Below are 12,728 nucleotides of genomic sequence, written 5' to 3'. Positions count from 1 at the left end.
CTTTTCGTTGATTTAGTTTTCTTTTGTATCCAATGGTTTTAAGGTTGCTTCAATGTGGCTACGTTGTTTCTCTAGGTATGGAGGTAATGCCAAACTTTCTCCCAATGTTTCAAATGGCTCATCTCCTTCAAAGCCTGGACCATCAGTTGCTAGCTCAAATAAAATTCCATTTGGCTCTCTGAAGTAAAGAGAACGGAAGTAATAGCGTTCAACAAAACCTGAATTTGGTAAACCAACCTGACTCACAAATTGAACCCACTTGTCTAGTTCTTCCTTACTTTCTACACGGAACGCAACATGGTGCACACTTCCTCGTCCAGGACGTTCACGATCAAGATCCGTACGCTCTTCAAGGTGAACTTCTGCACCTGTTCCACCTTCCCCTGTTTCAAATACACGAATGTCCTTTTGACCTTTCACAGGAGAAGGATACACGCCTATTTCACGAAAGCCCAATACATCTTTTAAAATTTTCGCTGTTAATTCTGGACGAGAGACCGTTAATGTCACTGGACCGAGTCCACGAATCGCATGCTCAGTTGCAATTGGGCTTTTTTTCCAAGGGACACCTCCTGACACACCTTTGTTATTTTCATCTGAAACAAGAACAAGACGTTGCCCTTCGAAATCGCGGAAAGAAAGGGCTGCCCGACCACTATCTTGAGAAATCTCGTCATGTTCAATGCCGTTTTCCTCAAAACGCTTTTTCCAGTATGCAAGGGACGCATCCGTTGGCACACGTAAGGAAGTGGCTGAAATGCTATTTGTACCATAGTGAGTTTGTCCCGCATATGGAATTTCAAAAAAGGTTAAATCTGTTCCTGGATTTCCTCTTTCATCTGCATAAAATAGATGGTAAACAGACGTATCATCTTGATTCACAGTTTTTTTCACAAGTCGAAGACCTAATAATTTCGTATAAAATTCATAATTTCCTTTCGCGTTTGCTGTAATCGCAGAGACATGGTGCTGTCCTTTTAGCGGTTTTAATTCCATCGTTTCTCTCTCCTTTTAAATAAATTCGGTTTAATACTAAACTGTTGATTCAAAAAAAATTATTGTTCTTGTTTTTGCAACTTTTTAAGCAAGGTAAGCAGTTGTTTTTGTTCTTCCTTTGTCAGGACATCAAATTGGGCTGCTTGAAATTGTTGTTGGATTGGAACCACCTCTTTGTAAAGCTGTTCTCCCGTCGCTGTTAAAGAAATTAACTTTGTACGCCACACTTGTTTGCGCTGAATCAAGCCTTGCTTTTCAAGCTTTACAACAGCCTGCGTCATGTTTCCCTTCGTTACAAGTAATTTCTCTGCAAGCTCTTGCTGAGAAATCGGCTGATGTGCTCCAATTTGAACAAGAAGATCGAATTGAGAGATCGTAATGTTCCACTTTTTTAAATGATGATTTGAAAGTCTGTTGCTGCGATTATAAAACCGTGCCAAGCGAAACCAAAGTAAAAGTCCAAGCCTCTCTTTGTGGGAAGCATTCATTTTATTTACTTCCAAGTGGTCATCACCTCATTTCCTAATATCTTCTAAAATAAGTTTAGTACTAAACTGATGAAATGTAAAGTAAAAAGAAAAATCATTTTTTTTAAAACAAGCTTATTGTTCTCTCCTCAATTTATTTTACCCATATCACAAGATATGAGCTTTCCGCCATTTAATTAAAACATAAAAAAGTGCATGGATGGCATCCGAATCCTGGATGCTTCACATGCACTTTTTCCTACATAGCTTAGCTTTTATTGAACGATTTCCTTAGACGACTTCCGCTTCAATGTCTTCATCTTTTAACGACAGCTGCTCTTTCGCACCTTCTTGAAATGGTAACCCTTTTTCTAATAAAACGGACGCTGCTCTAATTTGACTACTTTCAGCGCTCAATGCTTCGATTGGGCCTCCTTCCTTAAACTGCTTCATTGCATTTAATAATCTTCGTCTTGCTTTAATAATCGCTGTATCACTTGTACCTAATCGTTCTAATGAACGGTCGGTAATGACGCCTGCACTTTCCTGCACTGCTTGGTCCTCCATTCCAACACCTTTAATACCAACAAAGGATTCACCTCTTTTTTGCATATCACGATCAATTAAATACATATTATCTTTATTGGCAACTGGACGGAAGGTTCCTGGAATTAATTCAGCATGAATCCCTTCACCTCTTGCCATTTGGTCAATTTCTTCTTGTGTAAGTGGACGAGTAGGTGTCCAGCTCCAGCTCCACACCATACAGCTTTCATCATCAATTGGTACCCACGCATGTCCGCCTCTAGGTGCTCCACCAAATGGAGGAATCATTGTATACCATGGCATTAAGAATTGTGTAATTCTCCAATAATAATTTTTATCGTCTGCATTTCTTCTAGCACCTATTAACATTCCGTATTCCGTATCCACTACTTCAAATTTTGGAGCCGTATCTTTAGCAAGCAATTCTGGACTACTACTGTTTTTCGAGACCCCTAAACCACCGACAGAGCCTGAGTGCAAGATGGAAACATGGCTTGAGTCAATTCCACCTTCTAACGCTTGGAAATAATTACATTCTTGTATTTTTTTCGAAAGGAAGCGATGGGAGTCAGGTACAAGCATCCATTCTTGTAACGGCAGCTCTGGCTTTTCTTCTTCTGGTCCCATGTACGTCCAAATTACGCCACCTTTTTCCTCACAAGGATACGATTTGATTTTCACTTTGTGTTTAAATTCACTTTCTGGCGGCTCTGATGGCATATCGACACAGTTTCCTTCTGTATCAAATTTCCACCCATGGTAAGGGCATCTTAATCCACATTGTTCATTTCGACCAAAGAAAAGGGATACTCTTCGATGTGGGCAAAATTCATCAATTAAACCGATATTTCCATCTGTATCGCGAAAGGCAACAAGTTCTTCTCCTAATAACTTCACTTTCACTGGTGGGCAATCTGGCTCAGGGAGCTCTTCTGATAGCAAAGCTGGAATCCAAAATTTCCTCATAAATTGACCCATATCCGTTCCAGGGCCAGTCTTTGTTAATCGAATATTATCTTCTCTTGATAGCATTTCAATTACCTCCTGAACAATTTTTCAAATATTCTTTATAGTTTTTATAATAACGCTTACAATATGTCCCTTCAAATTGAATGTTTATATATGACATATAAATTAATTAAATAACATCTTTGCTGAAAGTCCGTTTACTGCAAGGTTTCTTAAACCCTTGATCATTTAAAAGAGTAAGAAAATCATCATGCTATCCTTTTGAACTATCCTATTAAACGTATTTATAGTTTTTTTAAATAGGTCCAATATAAATTATTAATTTGTATGCGTATTATCTGAATATTATAATTAAAGTACGATTTGAAATTTAACGTCAAAGGAGCATGCGAGATGGATACATTTAAATATGAAGAACTAATCATTTCTTTATACAAAGATAGAACAGTAGCAATTCTTGGTTATAGAGAAAATGGTGGACAGCAACGTGCAAAATTGCTAAGAAAGCATGGTATACGTGTTGTGATCGGCTTAAGGAAGGAAGATGAGTATTGGGAAGTAGCTGAAAAGGATGGGTTTGTTGTATTACCAGCGTGGGAAGCGGCCGAACAAGCCGAAGTTGCGCAAGTGTGGTAGCCATGTATCAAGATACTGGCTGCTTTTTTATTAAGAGAAAGAAAAAGGAAAAGGATTGACGATGAAAAAGAACATTCAAATTACCACAATACGCGTGGTTGTCTTTAATCTTTTATTTATCCTTTACCTATTACAACTGATTTTACCTATACCTGGTGTAGAACTGATTTTAAGTCTATTATGTTTTTTTGCTCTCCTTCTATCGATACCTGGAACACCTATCTTTTACAAGATTATTATTTTAGCTGCTCTCTCTTTCTCTCTAATGCTTATGGTCGACTATGATCTCTTTACATGGGATGCCGTTTATTATTTTTCAAGTTTGACAAATGTTCTTGTTTTGATCGCCTATGCACCTCTGATTTCAATCCCGGTTCGTCTTGGAGCTTACCCACAAAAGATTTATTATTTTTTTAAACCGAGAATCACGTCGATGAAAGGGCTCTATGCCATGTACTCGACTGTAACTTTTTTCCTTTCGTCGATTATGGGAGTAGCAGCTATTCCTTTAAGTCAATCAACACTGGTTAACTTTATAAAAAACGCTTCTGAAGATTTTCAAAAGAAATTTCAGACACTTACTTTTGTTCGCCCTTATATTATGACATTATTTTGGACGCCAGTTGCGGTAGCACCAACGATTGTTATTGCAGGAACACACTCCAATCCAATAATTGTCCTTTCGATTACATTCACAATTGCCTTAATTTTATTAATTAGTGATATGATGATTAGTTATAAAAAATTTGAAAACGTTAACAAAAGCAATTTTTTTGTTCATGAAAATAATGAATTAAGCTCTACAAGTAAGCATAAATTTGCCTTAATCGTACTTCTATGTAGCATCTTTGCTTTTTGTATGATCGTATTGGCTTTAAATAATTGGTTTGACTATTCCATGATTGATGCCGTTGTTCTAACCGTTATTCCATTTTCACTATGCTGGTCTTATTTATTAAAAAAACCGAAAACCTTTACGATTTTATTCAAAAGTCACCTAAAGCAACAAGTACCAAAAACCTCTGCTCAGGTTGCTTTATTTGTAACAATTGGTTTAATGATTAATGTGATTGAACAAACACAATTAAGTGGGCAAATTAATGACTCCATCCTTTTTCTTAAAGAGATCATCGGACCCTTCGTATTGCTTGTTATTGGACTTATTGTTTTTGCACTAACGTGGATTGGAATTATTCCTCAACTGGTCGTTGTACTTGTTACACAGACCATTAATATAGAAGTGATTGGAATTATGCCTGAATGGTTTGCGATTGCAATATTAGGTGCTGCTTTAACCGGTTCCGCTTCTAGCCCTTTTACTGTGAATGCAAATGTTGTCGCTGTAACAATCAATGATACGCCAATGAATGTCGTCAAAAGGAACATCTTTTTTGCTTTAAGCATCATCGCAACAACATCCGTTATTTCAATACTATTGCAATACCTTATTTCCTAAAAAGTTAGTCTTGTTTAAGAGTAAAACTGTTTATTCACTATAATCTGAAAAAAATTTATTAAAAGAAAAATGAGCTAAATAACTTCCTGTTAACAGTCTAAATCATACAAAAAATAGAAGTGCGACCAGCTATCCATACGGATGGGTACGCACTTCTATTAAAAAGAAATCTTAGTGAGTTTATAAAACCATGTCCTTCTTAAAGCGAACTAATCATTTCTGGCTGAAAGGTTTTAAAAATTCTTTATACTTATCCCTAAATGTAATCTTTTAAATACTTTTTCAAAACAGGAGTTGTAAAGTATATTTTATACTCGGAATGATTATTACAGAAACTACAACGTTTTAATAATGTTTGTTTTTTAACTTCCTTTATATGAGGAGTATCAAAAATTTTCAACCCTTCCTTAACATGGTTTTTACAAACAAACATCATCTATTTCCCCTCCCTTAGGTGCTACGATTTTATATATTGCAAAAATCAAACTACATTTAGGAGTGAGTTCGAACAATCTCTAGAGTGTTTGATCTAATCGTTACATCAAACGTTCGATTGTTTTTAATAAGCTTTCAGGGCTTGCTTCGCCCTTTCCAGCAATATCTGGAGCACTCCCATGACCGACTGTGCAAAAAATGATTGGGGTACCGATAGTCATAGCCGATATTTTTCCAAACGATAGTGCCTTGATTGGAATATGCGCTTGGTCATGGTACATGGCAATATACGCATCATATTTATTTTTGTCATATTCTAATAACATCGTGTCAGGGCTAAAAGGTCCATCCACGTTTATCTCTTCTTCTCTCGCTTTACGTATCGCAGGAACTATCTCTTCTATTTCTTCCGTTCCAAATAGCCCCCCTTCACCAGCATGGGGGTTTAATCCAGAAACAGCGATTTTGGGAGAATGTATTCCTAGATTTTTTAAAGTCTGATAGGTTGCCCGAATCGCATGATAAATCAATTGTTTGTTAATCATCGTTAAAGCTTTACGTAAAGAAACATGTAGCGTTACATTCACAATCCTTAAGTTATCTGAAACAAGCATGAGGAAATGTTCATTTTGAGGCGTGTTTGCTAATTTTGATACAAACCCTGGATATCCATCAAATGGAACTCCTGCTAGTTCTACTGATTTCTTCGTATGAGGGCCACCGATCACTGCATGTACTTCTTTTTTTAATGCGAGCTGAACTGCAGATTCGGTATATTTAAGCATCGCTATGCCGTTCATAGGGTTGCTTTCCCCCGGTTTTATTTCAGGAATAGACACATGCTCCATATTGAAAACATCCACAGTCCCTTTGATAAATTTTGCGTTCTGAATATCGTTAATCAGATGAAAGTGCAAACCGACATCTAACAGTTCGTTATAAAATTTTAAAACTTCTACATTGCCTATAATGACTGGTTTACACTGGTCAAAAACTTTCTCCGTTTTCATTGCCTTAAGAACAATTTCGGGGCCAATACCTGCCGGATCACCAATTGTTATTGCAATAATCGGTTTTTCTTTAGATTCATTCATTCTCTTCCTCCTCTAACTCTTTTATCACAAATTTGAGTTAAATCTTAACGTTTCATCCAAAGAAAAGAAAGGTATTTGTTCGAATATATCGAACATTAAAATAACTATCTATATAAAAAACTGTATTCTCTCATTAAGGAGGTCATCACATCATGAAAACAAATCAGTTATCTTCCGTTCATAAGGCAATTCGAATTTTAAAAGCTTTCACACAAGAAGAGCCGGAATTAGGAATTAGTGAATTAAGCAAGCGATTTGGATTAGCGAAAAGCACCGTAAGTCGATTAATTCAAATATTGTGTGAAGAAAATTTGGTACAAAGAAACGAAGAAACGAGGAAATATCATTTATCTTTAGGAGCCTTTGAAATAGGCTCGGTCGTCTATCATGAAATAGAAGTGGCGCAAGTAGCATTACCTTTGTTAAAACAAATGCTCGATAAGGTTCGTGGTGTCATTCAAATGGTTACCTATGATAAAGGTGAGATCGTTTATTTGATTCGTTTACCAGAAGATCGAGATTCTAAAGTCATCAATACAATGGGAAAGCGCCTCCCTTCCCATTGTACAGCCGCTGGAAAAGTATTATTAGCTTATCAGGACGAACAAGAAATTGCACATTATTTACAAAAAGACTTAAATGCTTTTACGGAGCGCACGATAACGTCCAAAGAAGATTTATGGAACGAACTCATTAAAATACGCAGGAAAGGTTATGCTCTATCCCACGGAGAATTTCGAACAGGCGTCAGTTCTGTATCGGTTCCTGTTTATGATGAGTTCGATCGGGTCGTTGTTGCTTTAAGTGTGACAAGACCTACTGAATTAATGTCCTCAGGCCAAGTTGAAAGAGTAAAAGGAGAAATGGAAATATACAGCCGTCTCATTTCTGAAAGCTTAGGTATGATTTCTTAAAAATTCAAAAAATTCTTTTTATATGTTCGAGTATACTGAACAACGCCTAGGAACACCTCCCAATCCCCGATAGAATAAAGGCAAGAACAAACTAATTTAAATTTTGAAAGGAGTAAGTTGCTATGACAAATGATGTTTTACACAATTCCGAAAATTTAATTTGGCCAAAAGAAGACGTTACGCGTGTTCCCTATGATGTGTATATGGATAAAGCCATTTATGAGAGAGAACAAGAAAAAATTTACCGTGGTTCGACTTGGAACTATCTCGGTTTAGAGGCTGAAATCCCAAAAGCAGGCGATTACAAAGCAACGTTTGTCGGAGATACCCCTGTCGTCGTAACGAGAGATTCCGATGGTTCAATCAACTCCTTTGTAAACCGTTGTGCCCATCGCGGAGCTAACGTATGTATGGATACTTGCGGTAACCAAAAAACCTTTACCTGTGTTTATCATGCATGGGCTTATGATGCAAAAGGAGATTTAATTGGAGTCCCCTTTAAAAAAGGAGTGAACGGCAAAGGTGGAATGCCTGATAGTTTTGACCAATCCAAGCATTCTCTGCAAAAGCTTCGCATAACAACATACAAAGGAATTATTTTTGGAACTTTCGCTGAAAGCATGGAACCCATTGAAGAGTATTTAGGAGAAAAAATGAGGTATTATCTCGATCGGGTATTTAATAAACCGATTCGAGTGCTAGGATATAATCGTCAAATGATGGAAAACAATTGGAAGCTTTATTTCGAAAATGTAAAAGACTCCTATCACGCAAGTTTGCTTCATACGTTTTTTACAACTTTCGGTCTGAACAGGCTGTCACAAAAGGGAGGTATTGACCTTGATGAAACAGGCAGACACCACACAAGTTATACGTACGGCGCTGCGACAGAAAAGGAAAATTCCTATCAGAAAGAAAAAGTACGCTCCTACAAATCTAAATATACATTAGACGATCCGTCCTTACTTGATGGAAGACCTGAGTTTGATGATGGAATTACGCTAGCAATACAATCTATCTTTCCTGGGATGGTGCTTCAGCAAATTGGAAATGCCTTAGCTGTCCGCCAGTTACTTCCTAAAGGCACGGGTAAAAGTGAGTTAGTGTGGACGTATATCGGATTTGAAGATGATGATGATGAAATGACAAAAATGAGATTGAAACAATCAAATCTAGTAGGGCCTGCAGGCTTTGTCTCACTAGAGGACGGTGGTGTCGGAGAGCTTGTCCAAAAGGGAATCGTTCGGGACAAAGACAAATTCTCCATTATGGAAATGGGTGGAAACGACGTAAAAAGTGTGGAATACCGTGTAACAGAAACATCAATTCGTGGCTTTTGGAAGCACTATCGCGAACTGATGGAACTGTAAAAAGATATTAGGAGAGGTGATAAGTAATGAACAAATCTGTGTTAAGCTTACTCGAAGCCAAAGAACTCATCGAAGAGTTGAATCATCAATATGTTGAGGCGATTGATGATGATGAGTTAGAAAAGTGGCCGGAATTTTTTACGGATGATGCTTTATACCAAATCATTTCAAGAGAAAATTATGACCGAAACTTCCCACAAGCTGTCATTTATTGTGATAGTAAAGGAATGCTAAAGGATCGGATTACTGCTCATCGCCATGCTAATATTTATGAACCCCATTTTTATCGGCATCTTATAAGTAATATTCGAATTGTAGGAGAAGAAAACGGCGTCTTTACCGTCCGGTCTAACTATGCAGTATTCCAAACAAAATTAGATGGAGAAACAAAAATTTTTAATACAGGAAGATACTTTGACGAAGTTGTTTTCGAAGATAGTCAACCAAAATTTAAAAAGAGAACGGTCGTATTTGATACTTTATCCATCCCAACGCTTTTAGTAACCCCGATTTAAAGCGCTTCCAATTTCTATTTGTAAGAGATGAATAACAACAAATAGAGCGAGTCCTTCCTATTCAACGTAATGGAAGGACTCTTTTCATTATATGAGTTTAACCATGTGCTTTGCACGTGTGAAAACAAAACTTCTGGGGTGGTAAAGTGACAGAAAAAATCTCCAATCGTTATAAGAGAAGATGGCCGTCAAACCAACTTCTAAAAAACGAAAGGAGATGTACTCATGTGGACTTTCCTTTGGTCGCTCAGTCTATCCTTGGCATCTTGTTCCCGTATATAGCTCCATACTTACTCTTGAACATAATCTGGATCAGTAAAATTATTAATTTTTTCATATTGATCTTAGAGATGATTAAGCCTCTGTATTAATTGGATTTTGAATCCTCCCGTTTTTATATATTAACGAAGTGAATAAAAATAGAAGGATTAACACAATCCCTATAATATTTGTAATGGGTAAAGGAATAAAAATTAACAGAGCTGCACTTAGTACATAAAATCTACTCAACCAACCTATCTTTTCACTTAAATACCCTTGAAATCCAATGCCCAGCGCCAACACACCAAGCACCCCACCAACAATTGCTAATGAAATTTCAAATAAGGTACCTATCATTAAATAAGCCGGATTCAACACAAACAAAAACGGAATAAAGTATGCGACAAAAGCTAATTTAGAAGCTGTGAACGCCGTAAGCATTGGTGGAGATTTGGCAATTCCTGCTGCCGCAAAGGATGCAATGGCATCTGGAGGAGTAATGACTGCTATAGCAGCAAAGTACATTACAAACATATGGGCTAATAACAGGGCGTTTGCAGATACTACGTCAACTTCATAAGCCTCTAATACTTGCACCAAAGCAGGAATGGTAACCGCGATTTGAATAATGTATGATGCAGATGGTGGAAGCCCTAATCCCAGGATAATCGACACAAAGGCTGTTAACACTAGAGCCAAAATAATATATCCACCGGAGAGATCACTTAGCGAGGTACTAAAACGAATTCCTAAGCCTGTGAGTCCAAAAACGCCACTAATCATACCTGCTGTGGCTGTTGCCACGGCGATCATTAACATGCCTTTGACACCATCTTGTATTGCTCCGCTAATTTCTTTAATCCCCATTCTAGTTTCTTTGCGTAATGAAGCAATGATCACGATGCTTAGTATTGAATAACTAACAGCATAGGATGGACTAAATCCTTGTATTAGCAATGTGAGCATAATAAAAATTGGTGCAAGCAGATGCCACTTCTTTTTTAAACCAGACTTCCAATCTGGGAGCTCTTCTTTGGGCAATCCTTTGAGTTTTAACTTAACTGCTTCATAATGTACCATGACACCTACGCCCCAAAAATATAAAATGGCAGGTAGTAAAGCATATCCTGCAATCTGAATATAAGGAATACCTGTGTATTGAGCCATCATAAAAGCAATAATTCCCATTACCGGAGGCATGATTTGACTTCCAGTCGATGCAGAAGCTTCAACACCCGCTGCAAAATGAGGCTTATAGCCGATTTTCTTCATCAAAGGAATGGTAAATGTCCCAGAAGTTAACACATTGGAAACAGCACTCCCACTCATGACACCAGTAAAGACACTGGCCACGACCGCAACTTTCGCAGGTCCTCCACTAAACCGCCCAGCTAACCCCATTGCTATATCCATTAATAATGATCCAACACCTGATCGTGCTAAGAATGCTCCGAAAATAATAAACATTGCAATGTAATTTGCGCTCGCTCCTAATGGAATACTAAATATACCTTCAGTGCTCATGTAATTCATATCAATAATGCTACTTAATGTATATCCGCCATGTCCTAATATACTGGGTAAGAAGGGCCCAGTAAAAGCATATATTACGAATATAATAGCCACAAGCGGCAGTATGGGTCCCGTTAATTTCCTAGTTGCTTCTAATACCAATGCAATGAAAACAATTCCTAATATCATTTCTCCTGTCGTCAGAGGAGTAACAAACGGAAATCTACCTGTCATAACGTAATCATAATTAAAAAACAAAAAACCTAAAGATATAAATAAGGCAATTACAATGCAACTATTTAAAAAAATAGTTAATGTGCGGTGACTTGTTTTGTAGGGATTCAATAAAAAGATAATGAGTAAAGCCAACGCTAGATGGGTAAATCGTTGATAAAATGTTTCGAATGTTCCAAAGAAACCTGTATATAAATGAAAGATACCCATTGTAAAAATAACAATGATCGTAAACCATTGTATTATTTTTTTGCATTGGTCCATAATACCCTCCCTGAAATAGATAAAGAATCTAATTAAAAGATTGTTTATTGAAGTAACCCTTGCTCTCTAAAGAATTTTTCAGCACCTGGATGAAGAGGAACACCTATATCTATTGGTAAATCAACCTTTGGATCAAGCGTACCAATTACCGGGTTGATTTGTGCCAACTCCTCTATACCTTCATATATGGTTTTTGTTGTCTGATAGATCAAATCCTCAGATGTCTCGTTACTTGCAATAACAACAATAGGTGATTGTATCGTTGCAACATCATAATCCACTCCGTTATATGTTCCTGCATCCAAAGACGTTTTAAAAAAACCTGCGTTTTGTGAAAGCAGTTCATCAATCGTATCCTTCGGCAATTCAAGAAAATCAATCTCCATACTTTGACTTAAATCGTTTAGTACCGCAAATGGTGCTGGTACCGTCCAAAATAGGACATCTAAACGTCCGTCTTTCATTTGTTCAACAGAATCTGAAAAAGATAGGTTTTGGACACTTTGCATATCTCCATAAGTCATACCATGTATCTCAAGAATTCTACTAGCAATATCTTCACTTAATAAGCCTTGTGTACCTACATTTATTCTCTTTCCTTTTATATCTTCAATCGTAGCTATCCCTGAATTCTTAGGGACAACGATATGTGTTTGATGAGGAAATAATGATAATAAATATTTGACGTTTTCCATTTTCTCCTGAAAAGGCGGGTTTCCTAAAAATCCATCTGCAGCTGGTCCAGCCTGAGAAAATCCAATTTCTCCAGTACCATTATTTAACGCAATCACATTTGATACCCCACCTCCTGGTTGGATACTAATGTTCCCCAAATTATCGATATTTTTTTTCATCATCTCTGTGATACCTACAGCTAATGGATACCAAGCACCAGATTGCTGAGCAGCCATAAAGGTAAGATTTATCGTTCCGCTTGTTGAATTACCATTACTTATTGCTTCCTCATTAGCTGCTTCTTCCTGACCACAGGCACCCAATAATATTGATAAACTTATGAACAATACAGTGATAAGAAGTGAACGACTTAAGCTCATTTTA

11 protein-coding genes are annotated in these 12,728 nt (G+C 37.2%); 5 read left to right on the top strand and 6 right to left on the bottom strand.

Annotation, left to right across the window (positions count from 1 at the left end):
• Nucleotides 1–12: 12 nt before the first annotated feature.
• The 3 genes from BLT_RS0109985 to BLT_RS0109975 all read right to left on the bottom strand — a co-directional run bounded on the left by BLT_RS0109985 (nt 13) and on the right by BLT_RS0109975 (nt 3,041).
• On the bottom strand, nt 13–996 hold the full coding sequence (locus BLT_RS0109985; protein WP_017727653.1) for a ring-cleaving dioxygenase: 984 nt from the start codon (nt 994–996) through the stop codon (nt 13–15).
• A gap of 59 nt (nt 997–1,055) precedes the next feature.
• Complete coding sequence (locus BLT_RS0109980) at nt 1,056–1,484, bottom strand: MarR family winged helix-turn-helix transcriptional regulator (protein WP_035425741.1); 429 nt, start codon at nt 1,482–1,484, stop codon at nt 1,056–1,058.
• Between the two features lie 270 nt (nt 1,485–1,754).
• Nucleotides 1,755–3,041, bottom strand: a complete 1,287-nt coding sequence (locus BLT_RS0109975; protein WP_017727651.1) for a Rieske 2Fe-2S domain-containing protein — start codon at nt 3,039–3,041, stop codon at nt 1,755–1,757.
• Between the two features lie 330 nt (nt 3,042–3,371).
• Here BLT_RS0109975 and BLT_RS0109970 point away from each other — a divergent pair, with 330 nt between their 5' ends.
• Both BLT_RS0109970 and BLT_RS0109965 read left to right on the top strand, forming a co-directional pair.
• Nucleotides 3,372–3,614: a hypothetical protein gene (locus BLT_RS0109970; RefSeq protein WP_017727650.1), complete on the top strand. Its 243-nt coding sequence runs from the start codon at nt 3,372–3,374 to the stop codon at nt 3,612–3,614.
• Between the two features lie 61 nt (nt 3,615–3,675).
• A complete protein-coding gene (locus BLT_RS0109965; protein ID WP_017727649.1) occupies nt 3,676–5,070 on the top strand; it encodes a hypothetical protein in 1,395 nt (464 codons plus the stop codon).
• A 536-nt stretch (nt 5,071–5,606) separates the two neighbouring features.
• Here BLT_RS0109965 and BLT_RS0109955 read toward each other — a convergent pair.
• Nucleotides 5,607–6,599 (bottom strand): PdxA family dehydrogenase, encoded by a 993-nt coding sequence (locus BLT_RS0109955; protein ID WP_017727647.1) that lies wholly within the window; start codon nt 6,597–6,599, stop codon nt 5,607–5,609.
• A gap of 152 nt (nt 6,600–6,751) precedes the next feature.
• Here BLT_RS0109955 and BLT_RS21735 point away from each other — a divergent pair, with 152 nt between their 5' ends.
• From BLT_RS21735 to BLT_RS0109940, 3 genes are all read left to right on the top strand, one after another.
• The gene (locus BLT_RS21735; protein WP_017727646.1) at nt 6,752–7,513 is read left to right on the top strand and encodes an IclR family transcriptional regulator; all 762 of its coding nucleotides are present in this window, start codon (nt 6,752–6,754) and stop codon (nt 7,511–7,513) included.
• A 122-nt stretch (nt 7,514–7,635) separates the two neighbouring features.
• Nucleotides 7,636–8,883, top strand: a complete 1,248-nt coding sequence (locus BLT_RS0109945) for an aromatic ring-hydroxylating dioxygenase subunit alpha (protein WP_017727645.1) — start codon at nt 7,636–7,638, stop codon at nt 8,881–8,883.
• Between the two features lie 26 nt (nt 8,884–8,909).
• Nucleotides 8,910–9,398: an aromatic-ring-hydroxylating dioxygenase subunit beta gene (locus BLT_RS0109940; protein WP_017727644.1), complete on the top strand. Its 489-nt coding sequence runs from the start codon at nt 8,910–8,912 to the stop codon at nt 9,396–9,398.
• 354 nt (nt 9,399–9,752) lie between these two features.
• Here BLT_RS0109940 and BLT_RS21730 read toward each other — a convergent pair whose 3' ends face one another.
• Nucleotides 9,753–11,669 carry a TRAP transporter permease gene (locus BLT_RS21730; RefSeq protein WP_017727642.1) on the bottom strand — a complete coding sequence of 639 codons (1,917 nt, stop codon included), beginning with the start codon at nt 11,667–11,669 and terminating at the stop codon, nt 9,753–9,755.
• 44 nt (nt 11,670–11,713) lie between these two features.
• Entirely contained in the window at nt 11,714–12,724 is a 1,011-nt protein-coding gene (locus BLT_RS0109925) for a TAXI family TRAP transporter solute-binding subunit (protein ID WP_017727641.1), read from the bottom strand.
• Between the last annotated feature and the right edge of the window lie 4 nt (nt 12,725–12,728).

The organism is Halalkalibacterium ligniniphilum, assembly GCF_000334155.1.
Taxonomy (GTDB): Bacteria; Bacillota; Bacilli; order Bacillales; family Bacillaceae_D; genus Halalkalibacterium; species Halalkalibacterium ligniniphilum.
Note: the sequence above shows the minus strand (reverse complement) of the source record. Positions and strands in the feature narration are given on the sequence as shown.